This is a genomic window from Breoghania sp. (assembly GCF_963674635.1).
In the GTDB taxonomy this organism is placed as follows: domain Bacteria; phylum Pseudomonadota; class Alphaproteobacteria; order Rhizobiales; family Stappiaceae; genus Breoghania.
On sequence record NZ_OY771475.1, the window covers coordinates 471,522 to 487,851 of the forward strand.

The following is a 16,330-nucleotide window of genomic DNA, read 5'->3' on the forward strand; positions in this document are numbered from 1 at the left end:
CCTGCGGACATGGTCGGCGGTCTCTTCATGGATGGGCGCGGATGTTACCACGTTTCGCCCTATCGGGTGGCCATGTGTTCGCTCAGGATGCCTTGGATGAAGCGGTGTGTTTCATCCCAGCAGTTCGATGTCAGCTTCGCGCCGTCCACGATTTCCGCAGTCGCGAAGAAACGCGGGTCGGCAATGAACTGGATGATGTGGGCGTGATTCACCGCGTCGCGCACAGAGGCGAGATTTGAGGGGCTATCGTCGAGAAAAATGATCGGGCCATCGATGCGCTCCGCGAGACGTGAGACGGCGGGCCCCTTCGCGCCTTCATTGACAATGACGGGGTAGGGAACACCATTGCTCGCCAGAACGCGCTCGCGGTTCTTCTGGAAGCGCGCGGGCATATTGGTGAGCATGATCACCTGCGCAGTGCGGGAAAGCTCTGCAAGGGCTCTGGAGGCGCCTGGAACCGGTTCCTGATGGAGATCGGGATCATCGAAGAAGCCGTGCAGCAGGTCGTACACTTCCTCATAACTTGCGAGGTCCTGCGTGGCGGCGTGGCGGATGTTGCCGGTCAGGCGGTAGCGGGTGTCGATGAACTCCATGCCAAGGCGTGCCATGCGCTTTTCGAGGGGCTCGATGAAATGCAGCACGACTTCATCGACGTCGCATATGATCAGCGGGTCGCCGTTCAGCTGAAGACTATCTATCTGGGCAAAGGCGGGGTTTAATCCGGTCGTGGCGTCAGACATCGTCGTCGATGGATCCTACTAGGCGGAAATGGGCGATTGCGATCACGGTTGGGCGAATTCTCGCATTTTCGGTGAAGGCGAGCAAAAGCGTTTCGTCCGACATGAGAAACTCAAGCACTCCGGCGAGGAAGCCAGGTTCTGTCGCCGCGTCGCGCAGTGTGTTGGGTCCGAGACCTGAAAAAGCGAGGAAGCGGCCAAGATGATCCTGATCTGCGGCCACGAAGCTCAGGGCTTCAACGGCAATTCCTTCAGCTTCTTGCGGGGAGAGCCCGCCATGACGTTCGATATGTGTCACCTGTTTGCCTTTCCGAAACGAATCCCGATTAGTCTTTCCACCGATATCCGGGGGACGGACATGGGGATCATGCGCAGCCAGGGCAACCCGCCTTGCGTGCGGTCAGTCGCCCATACCCCGCACAAGAGGCGCTCTGATGGCTAAAACCGTGCTTATCGTGGAAGACAACGAGCTCAATATGAAGCTTTTCCACGACCTTCTGGAAGCGCATGGCTACTCCACGCTTCAGACCCGCAACGGGCTGGAGGCGCTCGATCTTGCGCGCGCCAACCGCCCCGACCTTATCCTGATGGACATCCAGCTTCCCGAGGTTTCGGGGCTGGAGGTAACCAAATGGATCAAGGAAGACGACGACCTCAAGACCATCCCGGTCATTGCCGTCACCGCCTTTGCGATGAAGGGCGATGAGGAGCGAATCCGTCAGGGTGGATGTGAAGCCTACATCTCCAAGCCGATTTCCGTCGCCAAGTTTCTGGAAACGGTCCGCTCCTATCTGGGCGAAGGCTGAACACGCGGACTTGACGGTTCGAAACGGGTCGAAGGAAGAAAACCGGTAGTCCCATGAGCGCACGCATTCTCGTCGTCGACGACATACCAGCGAATGTGAAGCTGCTTCAGGTGCGCCTGATGGCAGAGTATTTCGAGGTTCTGACCGCGACCAGCGGTCCGGAAGCGCTTCAGATTTGCCAGGCGGAAGAATGCGATATCGTCCTTCTGGACGTGATGATGCCGGGGATGGACGGGTTCGAGGTCTGCACGCGGCTGAAAGCCGATCCGGCAACGCGGCATATTCCGGTGGTGATGGTGACCGCACTTGACCAGCCCGCCGACCGGGTGCGCGGGTTGCAGGTGGGGGCGGACGATTTCCTGACCAAACCGGTGAGCGAACTTGCCCTCATTGCGCGGGTGAAGAACCTGGTGCGGCTGAAGCGCGCCGCGGACGAGCTGCGCATGCGTGCGCTGACCAACCGGGAAATGGGCTTCGACGAGATGGAGGACGTGGAAGAGAGCTTCCGCGCCTGCGCCGGCAGGGCGCTGCTGGTCGATGACCGGCGCTCTTCCTATGAGCGGATCGCCGCCGGCCTGTCGCGTGAGGTCGAGGTGACGGTTGAGCCCTATCCCGAAGACGCCCTCTTCCGGATCGCCGATGGCGACTTCGATCTCGTCATGATCTCGCTTTCGCTTGAAGGGTTCGACAGCTTGCGTCTGTGCTCGCAGCTTCGTTCGCTGGAGCGCACCCGCAGTCTGCCGATCCTGCTTATCGCGGAACCGGAGGACGATCAGCGGCTGGTGCGCGGACTGGAAATCGGCGTCAACGATTACATCCAGCGCCCGGTCGACCAGAATGAGCTGCTGGCGCGTGTGCGCACCCAGGTGCGGCGCAAGCGCTATGGCGACAATCTGCGCGCCGCTGTGCGCGAGACAATGGAGCAGGCCGTCACGGATGAGCTGACCGGCCTGCACAATCGCCGCTATCTGATGACCCATCTGGAAAGCTCGTTCCAGCAGTCGCTGCAACGCCGCTCGGCCATGACGCTGCTGATCTGCGATATCGACTTCTTCAAGTCGATCAATGACAGCTATGGCCACGATGCGGGCGATGAGGTTTTGAAGGAATTCGCGCGCCGCTTGCGCCGCTCGTTGCGCGGGCTCGATCTGGTATGCCGCTATGGCGGCGAGGAATTCGTTGTCGTCATGCCGGAGACGGATTTGTCGCTGGCCTTTGGCGTCGCCGAACGCGTGCGCCTGACGATTGCGTCCGAACCGTTCCTTGTGGAAGGGGGCGCAAGAGCCATCGATGTGACGGTCAGCGTCGGGGCTGCCTGCCTCGAAGGGCCTGACGATACGGTCGAAAAGCTCATCAAGCGGGCCGACACGGCGCTTTATGCGGCCAAGCGCAAAGGGCGCAACAGGGTCGTCGCCGACGCCGCCTGACGCGATTTCATTACAAAAACAATGCGATATGGCGGCGGCAGACGCGCGTCGCCGTGGCGGCTCGGCTGCCAAAGGCAGGTGCGCGCCGCCGTAAAGGTTAAAAATTTACTAAAATCTCAAGTGAGACGCCCGCAATGCGCACAAGTCGTTGAAAATTTCACGTCTTCGAGTAGTGTGTGCTCAAGATTTTGGGGGTGGCGTAAAGACGCGCAGGCGTCTTGCGAAAAGAACCACGTGTGATTTCATGCATCATGAAAGCGCAATGGCAAGTTGAGCGCCTGAATATTTGGTCTGTTTCGCAGTGCATCTGATGCATCTGTGGGACAGCAAGGTCGGCGGCTTCGCCGGGCCTGGCAGGGGGCTTCGGCGGGGGCTGGAAGAACTCGGGTGCGTCAGGGCGCGCGAACCGGCGCGGGACGCAGACTGTCGGGTGTGCCAGCTGAGGCCGGCAAAAGGGGCTCCCGACAAATGACTTCGCTTAGGATTACGCGGTGCAGGCCGCATCACATGGCATTTCGAATGCCCTACGGAGTGCTCAGGTCCGCCGCATCTCCTGGGTCCGTGGGGTCTGACCGGCTGGGAAGCGGCCTAGAGTGGCCTCCTCAAGCGCCGCTTCCCGCCGGTCACCACCTATCTGCACCGTTTGTGTTTGACGTAGCTGCTGCTCCGGTCCTGGAAAAGGGCCGGAGCATTTTTGCGCGCATGCGCCTTTTCGTGTGGATGCGGGAAAAGGCAAGGGCGGCCTCGCGCGCCTCGGGCGGGTCGGAACGGCTGTTGCGAAAACAAAAAAGCGCGGCCTGAGCCGCGCTTTTGGGTATTTCCGATTCGGAGCAGAAGACCTATTTGATCTTCGCTTCCTTGAACTCGACGTGCTTGCGCGCGACCGGGTCGTACTTCTTCATCGACATCTTTTCGGTCATCGTGCGGCTGTTCTTCTTCGCAACGTAGAAGTAGCCGGTGTCCGCCGTCGAAACGAGCTTGATCTTGATCGTAGTGGCCTTGGCCATTGCCGTAAATCCCGTTTGGTCTACGCCCTCGCGCCGCAGGCGGCCGTTAAGGGGAGGGCGATGGCTTGGAAATTGAGCCGCCAACCTACTTATCGGCGCTCCAAAGTCAAGCAGGCTCTTGCAGGCGCTAGCGGTAAGTTGTGGCGTCGGTCCCCGAGTTTCGTGTTTCAGCGACCTTCGGGGGTTCTCATACGCCAAAAAGCGATGAAGAGATAGAGGGCAAAATAACCCGCCAATGTCCATGCCATGGCGCTGGGCACATCGGTATCGAGGGCCACGCCCAAAGACGCCGGCCCGGTCAGCATGCCGGTGGCATACATCATCACGAATGCCGCATTGGCGGAGGCCAGATCCGCGCCGGTGAAGCGTGAGCCCAGATGCGTGAGGCTGATGGTGTAAAGGCCCGCGATGACGCCGCCCCACAGGAAGAGATAGGGGGCAAGGAGCGTGAACGTGCCACTGAACACGGGGATAAGGAGCGCCCCGAAGAAGCCGACCGCCGCGCACAGCGTCAGGAGCTGGCGACGTTCGTAGCGATCCGCGAGAAGCCCCATCGGGATCTGCATCATCACGTTGCCGCCGACAAAGGCGGAGACCAGCAGGGCCGCTTTCGTCTGTTCCAGACCGATCTTCAGCCCGTAGAGCGGAAGCAGCGTCATCGCCCCTGATTCCACCGCACCGAAGACGAACCCCGCCATCGTCGCCATGGGCGCAATCAGCAGAAAGCGGATGAACGGACCATTGCTGCCGCTTTCCAGACGAGGGCTGGACTTGCGCGCCAGCAGGGCCGGAAAGGATGCGAGGAGGAGAATGCCGGTCCCGATGGCGAAGGGCATGAAGCTCAGCGTATCGAACGCGGCGAAGATCAGCGGGCCCGCCACAAAGCCCAGCGAGAGGATCGTGGCGTAGATGCCCATGACCAGACCGCGGCGGCTTTCCGGCGCCAGTGAGTTGATCCAGAACTCCGACAGCACGAAAACCATCGCCAACGATCCGTGAAAGACGAGGCGCAAGGGAAACCACAGCCAGAAATTCTCGATCAGGAAGAAGAACGAGAAGGTCACGGCGGCGATGAAGGTCATCGCGAAGGTGAGTTGCGCCGTGCCGAAACGGCGCGCAAGCGCCGTGACGAACGGTGTCACGCCAATGGCGGCGATACCGGCAACGGCGCTGTTGATGCCGATCCAGGCGGAGGTAATGCCGCGCTGTTCCAGCAGAAGCGCGAGAAGCGGCAGGCTCAGGCCAAGCGCGACGCCCACGGCCGTGATGGACGAGATTGCAGCCGCCAGGCCGCGCACGCGTGCGCCATTGGTCAATACGGGGCCGTGAAGCGGTGAGGCTTCTCTCATTGGAAGTGGTCCTGAGGTCGGAAAGGAAACGTCGCCCAAAATGGGGCGGGTTTCCTAACTGGCCCGGAACATCCGTTTTGGCAATGGACATTCCTTCCCCAAGTGCGCGAGACACAGGCCCTGATGCCGCAAGGACACATTTCGCGTCCGTGTCGATGCGGTATCAGATCCATTTCGGGGCTGGCGGAAAGCCATGTGGCGGATCAGACTTCTTCGCGAACGAAGCCCTTGCGCTGCCAATAGTAGTAGGGGGACGATGTGGTGGGTTCCAGCGCCGGATCTTCCGACAGTCGGCGCTGCAATTCCTCGATGATGGTGAGTGTGATTGTGGGAAGTTCGAGGGTTTTGGTTTCCTCAAGGCTCAGCCAGCACAGCTCTTCCAGTTCGCCCGTCGGGCCCGTTCCTTCCGGCAGCCGGTCGCAGATCGCATCAGACCAGACGGCGAGAAAGCGCGTGTCGAACCGGCGCGGACGGCGCGGCGGTGTGATGGCGCGGGCGATGAAGCGGATGGGGGAGAGGTCGAGCGAGATACCGCGTTCGGTGAAGGCCTCGAAATCCCCGTGCGCCTTCCAGGTCGCCCCGTCTTTGCGGCCGATGAAGATACCGGCTTCCTCATAGGTTTCGCGGATCGCGGCCACAGCGAAAGCGCGGGCGCGAGCCTCGCCCTTGCGATGCTTCATGGCATGCATGAGCTTGGTCTTGACCGGCTCGGCGTAATCGGCGGTAACCGGGACGCGGGAATCCATGGGATCAACGCGGCCACCGGGAAACACGAACTTGCCGGGCATGAACTTGTGGCGCATGTGGCGCCGGCCCATCAGGACGCGCGGCTCGCCACCGCTGGAGCGGTCCAGAATAAGCAGGGTTGCGGCGTCGCGCGGGCGCTGGTTCGCATGGTCCATGCGCCGCTCGGAACTGCTCAGGCGTTCAACGAGATTGGTCGTCACAGCTCCGAACCTCCCTGTTCGCGGGCCATGAGGGCGAAATCGTCTTCCGAGTCGGGATCAAAGCCGTGCATGCGCAAGGCCCATTGCAGGCCCACCAGCGCGCCCTTGATGGGGCGCAGCAGCGCAAGCGCCGTCAGGATCGTGAAAGGGGTCCACAAGACGACATGAACCCACATGGGGGGCTCATAGGCGATCTCAACGCCCAGAACGACGCTGACCAGGATATGGCCCAGGATCAGGATCGTGAAATAGGGCGGGGCGTCATCGGCGCGATGATGGAACAGTTCCTCGCCGCAATGGTCGCAAACCGGGCGGACCTTGAGATAGCCGTCGAAAAGATGGCCTTCGCCGCATTTCGGGCAACGGCCCAATGCACCGCGCTTCATGGAAAGGGACAGGTCCCGTGGGGGACGCGCCAACGCATCGCTCTTAGGAACGCCGTTTATTTCCACCACCATTTTTCTTTCCCTTCCTCCCGGCGGGCGAAGCCGCCTTGCGTGTACGCACGACACGCTTGACCGGTGAGCGTCCGGCTCCCGATCGTCCTCCTCTCAACGGACGTCCCTTCACGCCGTCGCTCAGCATCTCGAACCGCAGCGCACCCGCAAGCGGGGCCGCCTCCACCAGCTTCACCTCCACACGCAGGCCCAGCTGATAGGTCTCGCCGGTGGTCCTCCCCACCAGCGCATGACTGGGCTCGTCATAGTGATAGTAATCCGCGCCCAGGGTTGAAGCCGGAATGAACCCGTCCGCGCCCGTTTCGTCAAGTTGCACAAACAGACCGGATTTCGTCACGCCCGCAATGCGCCCCGTAAAACGCGCGCCCACCTGATCGCAGAGCCAATGGGCGATCAGCCGGTCGATGGTGGAACGCTCCGCCTTCATGGCCTGGCGTTCGGTCGCGGAAATCTCCGACCCGATGGCTTCAAGCTTGCGCTCAACGCCTTCCGGCAAGCCGTCCTCGCCAAGCCCCAGAGCACGGATCAGACCGCGATGGACGATCAGATCGGCATAGCGGCGGATGGGCGAGGTGAAATGCGCATAGCGGCGCAGGTTCAAGCCGAAATGGCCGATATTGGCAGGTGCATATTCGGCCTGCGCTTGGGAGCGCAGAACCACGGTGTTGACCAGTTCCGCATTGGGCGTGTCGGCCACGCGGTTCAGGATGCCGTTGAAATGGGCCGGGCGCAGATTGCCCGCCTTGGGCAGGCTGATGTCCATCGTGGACAGGAAATCGCGCAGCGATTCCAGCTTTTCCGGGCTCGAAGCGTCATGGATACGATATAGAAGCGGGATGCGCTTCTTTTCCAGCGTTTCCGCGGCCGCCACATTGGCCTGGATCATGAACTCCTCGACCAGCTTGTGCGCATCGAGGCGTTCGGGAACGACGACGCGGTCGACGAGGCCGTCCTTGGTCAGCACAACCTTGCGTTCGGGCAGGTCGAGGTCCAACGGTTCGCGGTCCTTGCGTCCCCGCATAAGGCAGGCATAGGCCCCCCAAAGGGGCTTCAGGACAGGCTCCAGCAGCGGGCCGGTCTTGTCGTCGGTGCGGCCTTCGATGGCGTCCTGTGCCTGCGCATAGGCCAGTTTGGCCGCAGAGCGCATGATCACCCGGTGGAAGGTGTGGCTCTTCTTGCGCCCATCGGCGCCGAAGACCATGCGCACGACCATGGCCGGGCGGTCTTCCTTTTCGCGCAAGGAGCAGAGATTGTTCGAGATCTGCTCCGGCAGCATGGGGATGACGCGGTCGGGGAAATAGACGGAGTTGCCGCGCAGATGCGCCTCGCGGTCCATCGCGGAGCCGGGTCGCACATAGGCGGCCACGTCGGCAATGGCGACGGTGACGATCCAGCCGTCCTGATTGGCTTCGTCGGTGTCGGCTTCCGCGTGGATGGCGTCGTCGTGGTCCTTGGCGTCGGGCGGATCGATGGTGACGAGCGGCAGGGCGCGCCAGTCCTCACGGCCTTTGGGATCGACAGGCTTTGCACGCTCCGCCTCATCGAGCACGGCCTGCGAAAACACATGGCGGATGCCGTATTCGTGCAGGGCGATCATGGAGATCGCCTTTTCCGATTTCATCGAGCCGATGCGTTCGATCACCTTGGCTTTCGGAATGCCATAGCGCCCGGAGCGGGTGGTTTCCACGGCCACCAGCTCGTCATCCTCCGCCCCATCCAGATCGGCCAGATCGATGGGCAGTTCCTTTTGCTTGCGATCGACCGGCACGAGACGGGCGACGGGCGCGCCTTCCGGCAGGCGTACGACGCCCAACGTTGAGGACCGTTCCTTTTCGAGGATCTTGATGACGCGGGCGACATGGCGCGCTTCTTCACCCGGATCGCCAGAGATAAGGCGAACCAGAACGCGGTCGCCGACGCCCGGTTGCGGGCTGTTGCGGTGGCGTTCGGGGATAACCAGAATGTTGGGGACGGGACCGTCTTCCTCATACCAGCGTCCCGGCTGGCCCAGAAGTTCGCCGTCGGCGTCACGGCCGGTGAGATTGGCGACGAAAACGGGGGGCAGGGAGCCGGGCGTTGCGAGGCGGCGGTGGCGTTTTTCCACGAGCCCTTCTTCAGCCAGTTCCCGAAGAAGCTGCTTCAGGCCGATCTTTGCGGCTCCGCTGAGCCCGAAGGCGCGCGCGATTTCACGTTTGCCCGCCTTGCCGGGATTTTCCGCCACGAATGCGAGGATTTCCTCGCGGGAAGGGAGGTTTTCGTCCCTCCGGCGGGTCTTGCGCGATGCCAATTGCTGTCTTGCCTATTCGTTTTCCGTCTCCGCCTTGGCCTTAGTCTTGGCCTTCGAGGCGGACGTTGATTTCTTCGCGGCCGGTTTCTTCGTCGCTGCCGTCTTGGTCGTCTTCTTGGCCGCAGGCTTCTTTGCCGCGGTCTTTTTGGCCGCCGGTTTCTTTCCCGACTTTTCCGCCTTGGCCGCGATCAGCTCCACGGCCTGCTCCATGGTGACCGATTGCGGGTCGGTATCCCGGGGCAGGGTGGCGTTGATCTTGCCGTGGTTCACATAGGGGCCGTAACGCCCGTCGCGCACCGTAATGGCGCCGCCGAGATCGGGATGCTCGCCGAGTTCCTTGAGCGCGGCAGGCGTTGCCCGTCCGCGTCCGCTCTTGGCGGCCTTTTGCGCCAAAGCGTCGACGGCACGGTTGATGCCGACCTCGAAGACCTCATCGACATTGTCCAGATTTGCGTAGGTCCCGTCATGCAGCACGAAGGGGCCATAGCGTCCGATGCCCGCGGAAATGGGCTTTCCGGTTTCCGGATGCAAGCCCACCTCGCGCGGAAGTGAGAGCAGGCGCAGCGCCTTTTCCAGATCCATCGCCTGTGCCGACCATCCCTTGGGCAGGGAGGCGCGTTTCGGCTTGGCTTCCTCGCCAAGCTGCACATAGGGGCCGAAACGACCGGTGCGCAGCGTGACGTCGAGCCCGGTTTCGGGATCCTGGCCGAGCACGGTCGGACCGTCCGATGCACCGTCTTCCTCGCCGTTGGAGCCAAGCTGGCGGGTGTAGCGGCATTCGGGATAGTTGGAGCAGCCCACAAAGGAGCCATAGCGCCCGATCTTCAGAGAAAGCTGGCCGTTGGAACATACCGGGCAGACGCGCGGATTGCTGCCGTCGCCCCTGTCGGGGAAGATATGAGCGGCGAGGATCTCGTTGAGGGCGTCGATGACCTGCGCCACGCGCAGATCCTTGATCTCGTCCACCGCACCGGAGAAATTCTTCCAGAAGTCGCGCAGGACGTCCTTCCAGTTGAGCTCGTTGGCGGAAATCTTGTCGAGCTTTTCTTCCAGATCGGCAGTGAAATCGTATTCCACATAGCGATTGAAAAAGCTCTCCAGGAACGCGGTGACCAGACGCCCCTTGTCATCGGGAATGAGCCGCTTCTTGTCGAGCGCCACGTAGTCGCGATCGCGCAGCGTCTGCAGTGTGGAGGCATAGGTCGACGGGCGGCCAATGCCGAGTTCTTCCATCTTCTTCACCAGCGTCGCTTCGGTGAAACGCGGCGGCGGTTCGGTGAAGTGCTGGTTGGCCTCGATCGCCTTTTCGATTTCCTGACGGGTCAGGATCTCGTCCGCGCTCATTGGGGGCAGGCGACGGGATTCCTCGTCTTCCTCGTCGTCGCGGCCTTCCTGATAAAGGGCAAGGAAGCCATCAAAACGGATGACGGAGCCGGTGGCGCGAAGAGCGGCTTCGCGGCCCCCGGCGGATGCCTCGATCTCGACCGTGGTGCGCTCGATGGTGGCCGACTGCATCTGGCTGGCGATGGTGCGCTTCCAGATCAGTTCGTAAAGGCGGGCCTGATCGTCATCGAGGAAGCGGCGCATGTCCTTGGGCAGGCGCGAGAGATCCGTCGGGCGGATGGCTTCGTGGGCTTCCTGCGCGTTCTTGGCCTTGGAGGAATAGTGGCGCGGCTTTTCCGGCACGTAGTTGTCGCCGAATTCGCGACCGATGACGGAGCGTGCCGAGGCAATAGCCTCGCCCGCGATCTGCACACCGTCGGTACGCATATAGGTGATGAGACCCACGGTCTCGCCGCCGAGATTGGCGCCTTCATAGAGCCGCTGGGCGACCTGCATGGTGCGCGCCGCGGCAAAGCCGAGCTTGCGGGATGCTTCCTGCTGAAGCGTGGAGGTGGTGAAGGGCGCGTAAGGGTTGCGCTTGGTGGGCTTGGATTCCACCGAAGCCACCTTGAAGGCCGCGCTTTCCAGCATGGTGCGGATGGCGGTTGCCTCTTCCTCACCGCCAATATCGAGACGCCCGATCTTCTTGCCGTCGAATTCGGTCAGCCGGGCCTGGACCGCATCGCCATTGGCGGTGGTGAGGTTGGCGAGGATCGACCAGTATTCCTGCGTGACGAACCGTTCGATCTCGCTTTCGCGGTCGCAGATGAGGCGCAGCGCAACGGACTGCACGCGGCCTGCCGAACGCGCGCCGGGCAGCTTGCGCCAAAGAACGGGCGAGAGCGTAAAGCCGACGAGATAGTCCAGCGCACGGCGCGCCAGATAGGCGTCGACCAGCGGCTCGTCAATGGCGCGTGGATTGGCCATGGCTTCCAGGATCGCGGTCTTGGTGATCGCGTTGAACACCACCCGCTCCACCGGCTTGTCCTTCAGCGCCTTCTTGTCCCTGAGCACCTGCAGAACGTGCCAGGAAATGGCCTCTCCCTCGCGGTCGGGGTCAGTGGCCAGTATCAGGCGGTCGGATTCCTTGACCGCCTTGGCGATCTCGTTCAGCCGCTTCTGGGACTTGGCATCGACCGTCCAGCTCATGTCGAAGTCTTCATCCGGGCGAACGGAGCCATCCTTGGGCGGAAGATCCCGGACATGGCCGTAGGAGGCCAGGACCAGATAGTCCGAACCGAGGTATTTGTTGATTGTCTTGGCCTTGGCGGGCGATTCAACGATGACGACGTTCATGGAAGCCTGGGGGAAATATTGTTTCAACAGAAGGACTTGAAAGCCAATTTGTACATATTGGCCGGAAGGTCCGGATCGCAGGGACATTCTTAGATCGGGAAGGCCCTGTCAAATGACCTGTTCGGTGCGGTTTGTCCACCTCTTAGCATACTGCTTGATATCTCCCTGTAAAAAACGCTAAGTTGCATACTGTCATTATTGCAATTTTAGATTTTCTTTTGATGACGCGCCTTGCCGTTTGCGGCCTTGCGCAACCTGTTTTGATTGTCTCTTCTATTTGAGGTTTTGAATGATCGCCGCAAGGACCGCAAAGCCTGAGGACACACGCCGTTACATCGCCAGAATGTGTCACGAAATGAGCGAGATGGCTCGCAACATCGATATGCCCATGCTTTCCTATCTGCTCGAAATGGCCCGCATGGAGGCGGAGCCGGATGAGGCCGGTAACGGGAGGGGCTGAGCCAAGCTCCTCACAGTAACACGTCCTGCGCGAGGATCGAAACGCGATTGGGGGGATGGCGTTCCAGCCGTCCCGCCAGTTCCAGCTCCAGAAGGATGGTCTGGACGCTTGCCACTTCAAGGCCCGTATGGCGGATGAGTTCGTCTATGTCGCAGGGCACGGGGCCGAGCGCATCAAGGATGCGCTGTCGGGCGTCGGTGCTGATCTCGTCGGGATCGATGAGGCGGTCGCGGCCGGGTTCCTCCACCAGGGGGGGAAGAGGCGGCAGGGCGCGGCCCAGGTCGAGCGCGGACATCACGTCTTCGGCATGGCGCACCAGAACGGCGCCGTCACGGATCAGGATATTGCAGCCCTCGCAACGCGGATCGAGCGGGGAGCCGGGCACGGCCAGCACCTCGCGGCCCTGTTCTGCGGCAAAGCGCGCGGTGTGGAGGGAGCCCGACCGTCGGGCCGCTTCGACCAGCACCACGCCATGCGATATGCCGGAGATCAGCCTGTTGCGGCGTGGAAAATCGCGCGCGCGGGCCTGCCAACCGGGCGGCATTTCGCTGACCCATGCGCCGCCGTCCCCTACGATACGGTCGGCAAGCTGCGCGTTTTCGGGCGGATAGAGATGGCTGAGCCCGCCTGCGAAGACAGCCACCGTGCCTGTGCGAAGGCTGGCGTTGTGGGCTGCGGTGTCGATGCCGCGGGCGAGGCCGGAGACGGTGGTGAACCCGGCCACTCCCAGGTCGCTTGCGATTTGTCCGGCGATCTTCGCGCCTGCCAGCGAGCAGTTGCGGGCCCCGACAATGGCGACCGGGGGAGCGTTCAGGAAAAGCCCTTCACCGCCTTTCATTGCCAGAAGCGGGGGCGGGCCGTCGATATGGCGCAGGAGCGGTGGGTAATCCGGCTCACCGAGTGCCACGAGGCGAGCACCAAGCCGTTCGAGGTGACGAAGCTCGCCGATGGCGTCTTCTTCGGGGCAGATGTGAATGGCGCGCCGCGCCCCGCCGCGTTTCGAAAGGCTGGGCAAGGCTTCAAGCGCTGCACCTGCGGAGCCGTAGTGGTTCAGCAATGTGCGGAAGGTGGCGGGGCCTACGTTTTCCGATCTGATCAGCCGCAACCAGGCCAGTTTCTGGCGTTCGGTTAATACCCGCCCCGTGGCGGGCGCAGGCGGCGTTTCGATCATGCGCAGGTTCCGGTTACTTGGCCCCGATACGTGACTCCGTACCCTTGATGAGGCGGGAAATGTTTGCGTGATGCTTTGCCCAGATCAAAATCGTCAGCAGCGTGAAAAGTTCGGCAAGTTGCCAATGGCCCAGCCCGGCCAGAATGAACGGTGTCGCGAGGCTGGCGGTAAGCGCGGAAAACGAGGAATAGCGGGTGAACACCGCCACATAGATCCAGATGGCGCAGAAGATCAGCGCGCCGGGCCAGTAAAGCCCGAGGATGATTCCGATATAGGTGGCGACGCCCTTGCCACCTTTGAACTTGAGCCAGATGGGAAACAGGTGGCCGAGAAAGGCCCCGAGGCCTGCCACGATGGCGTGGTCGATGCCCGCCCAGTAAAAGACGATGAGAACCGCCGCGGTGCCCTTGAGCGCGTCACCCAGCAGGGTTGCCGCAGCGAGGCTCTTCTTGCCGGTGCGCAGAACGTTGGTCGTGCCGATATTGCCGGAGCCGATGGAGCGGATGTCTCCCAGGCCCGCGGCGCGTGTCAGCAACAGGCCGAACGGGATCGACCCCAGTAGATAACCGATGATCAGGCTTGCGACGAGATACGGCCAGGCAATGGCCCAGCTGATCGGATCGGGCACGGCAATTCCTCAACCCAAGAAAGGACGACGCCGGAGCGTCACGAATGGCGACCAGAGTAGGGGTGTACCGTGCGTCCTGCAACCAGCGTACGCTCCACACGGCCCTGAAAACGTGCATCCTCGAAGGGCGAGTTTTTGGACCGCGAGACGATGTCGGCCTTGTCGAGAACCCACGGGATGTTCGGGTCGAAGACGATCAGGTCGGCGGGGGCGCCAGGTGTCAGTGTGCCGCCGTCGAGCCCGAGCAACTGCGCCGGGCGCGCGGTCATGGCGCGCAGCACGGTCAGAAGATCAACATCCTGCGAATGCACCAGCCTGAGCGCTGCCGGAAGCAGGGTTTCAAGCCCGATGGCCCCGTCAGCGGCTTCCGCGAAGGGGTGCCGTTTGGTTTCCACATCCTGCGGGTCGTGCGAGGAAACGATCACGTCGATCGTGCCGTCGCGAAGCGCTTCCACCATGGCGCGGCGATCGTCCTCCAGGCGCAGAGGCGGCGACATCTTGAAGAAGGTCCGGTAGGGGCCGATGTCGTTTTCGTTGAGCGTCAGATGGTTGATGGAGACACCCGCGCTCACGCGAAGTCCGCGCATCTTCGCCGCGCGGATCACGTCCGCCGATTCGCCACAGGAAATGAGGGCAGCGTGATAGTTGCCGCCGGTCATCGCCGCCAGCCGGATATCGCGCTCCAGCATGATGATTTCCGCTTCCACCGGAATGCCCATCAGGCCAAGGCGGGAGGCGGTCTCGCCCATGTTCATGACGCCGCCATCGGCCAGCGTCACGTCCTGCGGGTGGTGCATGATCAGCGCGCCGAATTCGCGCGCATAGGTCATCATGCGCTGCATCACGCGGGAATTGGCGATGGACTTGCGCCCATCGGTGAAGGCGATGGCGCCCGCCTCCTTCAGCATGCCGATTTCAGTCATCTCCTTGCCTTCCAGCCCCTTGGTGAGGGCGGCGGCAGGATGAACGCGCACGATGGCCGTGTCGCGGGCCCGGCGCAGCACGTAATCGACGAGCGCGGGTTCGTCGATGACGGGCTCGGTGTCCGGCATGGTGATGAGCGTGGTCACACCGCCCACAGCCGCCGCCTTGGAGGCGGAGCGCAGGGTCTCGCGGTGTTCGCGGCCGGGTTCTCCGACGAAGACGCGCATGTCGATCAGGCCGGGGGCCACGACCTTGCCACCGCAGTTCACGACCTCCGCACCGGCCGGCGCGGGCTTGCCGGCGGCATCGGGTCCGGCAGCCTGGATCACGCCGTCGGCGACGATCACCGTGCCGATTGCATCAAGATCTCGCGCCGGGTCCACGACCCGCGCATTTTCGAGCACCAGCGGCTTGGGGGCGCCCCGTGTGTCGGCATCGCCGTTCATCGCATGCTCCGCGTTGTCAGTTCGGCAGGTGGGCGGCGAGTGCTTCCAGCACGGCCATGCGTACAGCGACGCCCATCTCCACCTGTTCCTTGATGAGGCTGCGCGGCCCGTCGGCGACTTCCGGGTCGATTTCCACGCCGCGGTTCATCGGACCGGGGTGCATGACCATCGCGTCGGGCTTGGCGTAGGCGAGTTTTTCCGCATCGAGCCCCCAGTAGCGGAAATATTCCCGCACCGACGGCACGAAAGAGCCGCTCATGCGCTCGCGCTGAAGGCGCAGCATCATCACGATATCGGCATCCGCAAGCCCGGTGCGCATGGAGGTGTAGACGTCCACGCCCAGTCGGTCGACATTGGCGGGGAGCAGCGTCGGCGGGGCGACCACGCGGACCCGCGCGCCTAGCGCATTGAGCAGCAGGATATTCGAGCGCGCCACACGCGAATGGCGGATATCGCCGCAGATGGCGACCGTGAGCCCGCCGATCGTGCCCTTGTGACGGCGCATGGTGAGCGCGTCCAGCAGGGCTTGCGTGGGGTGTTCGTGCGCGCCGTCGCCCGCATTGACGACCGAGCAGCCAACCTTGTCGGCCAGCAGGCGAACCGCGCCCGCCGCGTGGTGGCGCACCACCAGCAGATCCGGGTGCATCGCGTTCAGCGTTGCGGCCGTGTCGATCAGGGTCTCGCCCTTTTTCACCGAAGAGGAGGACACCGACATGTTCATCACGTCCGCGCCCAGCCGCTTGCCCGCAAGCTCGAAGGAGGATTGCGTGCGCGTGGAGGCTTCGAAGAAGAGATTGATCTGGGTGCGGCCGCGCAGGACGGCCTTCTTCTTCTCCACCTGCCGGCTGACTTCGACGGCTTCGTCGGCGAGGTCCAGCAGGGTGAGAATGTCGGAAGGCGTAAGGCCCTCGATGCCAAGGAGGTGGCGGTGCGGAAACGAGACCGCGTGATCTGTGAGATGTGCTGTCATTAAAGTTGTTTCTATAGGTGAAGTCGGGTTTTGT

Annotated in this window: 14 protein-coding genes; 2 read left to right on the forward strand and 12 right to left on the reverse strand. The window is 62.5% G+C overall.

Annotated elements, in window-relative coordinates:
* Window positions 1–59: 59 nt before the first annotated feature.
* Window positions 60–740, reverse strand: a complete 681-nt coding sequence (locus ABGM93_RS02190) for a hypothetical protein (protein WP_321503067.1) — start codon at window positions 738–740, stop codon at window positions 60–62.
* Entirely contained in the window at window positions 733–1,035 is a 303-nt protein-coding gene (locus tag ABGM93_RS02195) for a DUF3572 domain-containing protein (RefSeq protein WP_321503069.1), read from the reverse strand. The genes ABGM93_RS02190 and ABGM93_RS02195 overlap by 8 nt, the downstream gene beginning before the upstream one ends.
* A 136-nt stretch (window positions 1,036–1,171) precedes the next feature.
* Here ABGM93_RS02195 and ABGM93_RS02200 point away from each other — a divergent pair, with 136 nt between their 5' ends.
* Together ABGM93_RS02200 and ABGM93_RS02205 are read left to right on the forward strand one after the other, a co-directional pair.
* Window positions 1,172–1,543 (forward strand): response regulator, encoded by a 372-nt coding sequence (locus ABGM93_RS02200; RefSeq protein WP_321503071.1) that lies wholly within the window; start codon window positions 1,172–1,174, stop codon window positions 1,541–1,543.
* A gap of 53 nt (window positions 1,544–1,596) precedes the next feature.
* Window positions 1,597–2,970, forward strand: a complete 1,374-nt coding sequence (locus tag ABGM93_RS02205) for a PleD family two-component system response regulator (RefSeq protein WP_321503072.1) — start codon at window positions 1,597–1,599, stop codon at window positions 2,968–2,970.
* A gap of 839 nt (window positions 2,971–3,809) precedes the next feature.
* Here the strand turns inward: ABGM93_RS02205 and rpmG are convergent.
* The 10 genes from rpmG to ABGM93_RS02255 all read right to left on the reverse strand — a co-directional run bounded on the left by rpmG (window position 3,810) and on the right by ABGM93_RS02255 (window position 16,296).
* Window positions 3,810–3,977 (reverse strand): 50S ribosomal protein L33, encoded by a 168-nt coding sequence (gene rpmG, locus ABGM93_RS02210; protein WP_319773245.1) that lies wholly within the window; start codon window positions 3,975–3,977, stop codon window positions 3,810–3,812.
* A gap of 167 nt (window positions 3,978–4,144) precedes the next feature.
* The gene (locus tag ABGM93_RS02215; protein WP_321503074.1) at window positions 4,145–5,326 is read right to left on the reverse strand and encodes an MFS transporter; all 1,182 of its coding nucleotides are present in this window, start codon (window positions 5,324–5,326) and stop codon (window positions 4,145–4,147) included.
* A gap of 203 nt (window positions 5,327–5,529) precedes the next feature.
* Window positions 5,530–6,273 carry an NUDIX domain-containing protein gene (locus tag ABGM93_RS02220; protein ID WP_321503076.1) on the reverse strand — a complete coding sequence of 248 codons (744 nt, stop codon included), beginning with the start codon at window positions 6,271–6,273 and terminating at the stop codon, window positions 5,530–5,532.
* The gene (locus ABGM93_RS02225) at window positions 6,270–6,731 is read right to left on the reverse strand and encodes a DUF983 domain-containing protein (protein ID WP_321503078.1); all 462 of its coding nucleotides are present in this window, start codon (window positions 6,729–6,731) and stop codon (window positions 6,270–6,272) included. Before ABGM93_RS02225 ends, ABGM93_RS02220 begins: the two co-directional genes overlap by 4 nt.
* Window positions 6,703–8,952, reverse strand: a complete 2,250-nt coding sequence (gene rnr / locus ABGM93_RS02230) for a ribonuclease R (protein WP_321503080.1) — start codon at window positions 8,950–8,952, stop codon at window positions 6,703–6,705. The genes ABGM93_RS02225 and rnr overlap by 29 nt, the downstream gene beginning before the upstream one ends.
* Before the next feature lie 78 nt (window positions 8,953–9,030).
* Complete coding sequence (gene topA / locus ABGM93_RS02235; protein WP_321503082.1) at window positions 9,031–11,697, reverse strand: type I DNA topoisomerase; 2,667 nt, start codon at window positions 11,695–11,697, stop codon at window positions 9,031–9,033.
* 470 nt (window positions 11,698–12,167) lie between these two features.
* Complete coding sequence (gene dprA, locus ABGM93_RS02240; RefSeq protein ID WP_321503084.1) at window positions 12,168–13,328, reverse strand: DNA-processing protein DprA; 1,161 nt, start codon at window positions 13,326–13,328, stop codon at window positions 12,168–12,170.
* Between the two features lie 13 nt (window positions 13,329–13,341).
* Window positions 13,342–13,956 carry a glycerol-3-phosphate 1-O-acyltransferase PlsY gene (gene plsY / locus ABGM93_RS02245; protein WP_321503087.1) on the reverse strand — a complete coding sequence of 205 codons (615 nt, stop codon included), beginning with the start codon at window positions 13,954–13,956 and terminating at the stop codon, window positions 13,342–13,344.
* 38 nt (window positions 13,957–13,994) lie between these two features.
* Complete coding sequence (locus tag ABGM93_RS02250) at window positions 13,995–15,326, reverse strand: dihydroorotase (protein ID WP_321503090.1); 1,332 nt, start codon at window positions 15,324–15,326, stop codon at window positions 13,995–13,997.
* A gap of 16 nt (window positions 15,327–15,342) precedes the next feature.
* Window positions 15,343–16,296: an aspartate carbamoyltransferase catalytic subunit gene (locus tag ABGM93_RS02255; RefSeq protein WP_321503094.1), complete on the reverse strand. Its 954-nt coding sequence runs from the start codon at window positions 16,294–16,296 to the stop codon at window positions 15,343–15,345.
* Window positions 16,297–16,330: the final 34 nt, after the last annotated feature.

Excerpts from the sequence above, each read along its gene's own strand:
- ABGM93_RS02225 (WP_321503078.1), bottom strand. The coding sequence starts at position 6,731 with ATGGTGGTGGAAATAAACGGCGTTCCTAAGAGCGATGCGTTGGCGCGT.
- topA (WP_321503082.1), bottom strand. The coding sequence starts at position 11,697 with ATGAACGTCGTCATCGTTGAATCGCCCGCCAAGGCCAAGACAATCAAC.
- rpmG (WP_319773245.1), bottom strand. The coding sequence starts at position 3,977 with ATGGCCAAGGCCACTACGATCAAGATCAAGCTCGTTTCGACGGCGGAC.
- ABGM93_RS02250 (WP_321503090.1), bottom strand. The coding sequence starts at position 15,326 with ATGAACGGCGATGCCGACACACGGGGCGCCCCCAAGCCGCTGGTGCTC.
- ABGM93_RS02190 (WP_321503067.1), bottom strand. The coding sequence starts at position 740 with ATGTCTGACGCCACGACCGGATTAAACCCCGCCTTTGCCCAGATAGAT.
- dprA (WP_321503084.1), bottom strand. The coding sequence starts at position 13,328 with ATGATCGAAACGCCGCCTGCGCCCGCCACGGGGCGGGTATTAACCGAA.
- ABGM93_RS02215 (WP_321503074.1), bottom strand. The coding sequence starts at position 5,326 with ATGAGAGAAGCCTCACCGCTTCACGGCCCCGTATTGACCAATGGCGCA.
- ABGM93_RS02200 (WP_321503071.1), top strand. The coding sequence starts at position 1,172 with ATGGCTAAAACCGTGCTTATCGTGGAAGACAACGAGCTCAATATGAAG.
- ABGM93_RS02205 (WP_321503072.1), top strand. The coding sequence starts at position 1,597 with ATGAGCGCACGCATTCTCGTCGTCGACGACATACCAGCGAATGTGAAG.
- ABGM93_RS02255 (WP_321503094.1), bottom strand. The coding sequence starts at position 16,296 with ATGACAGCACATCTCACAGATCACGCGGTCTCGTTTCCGCACCGCCAC.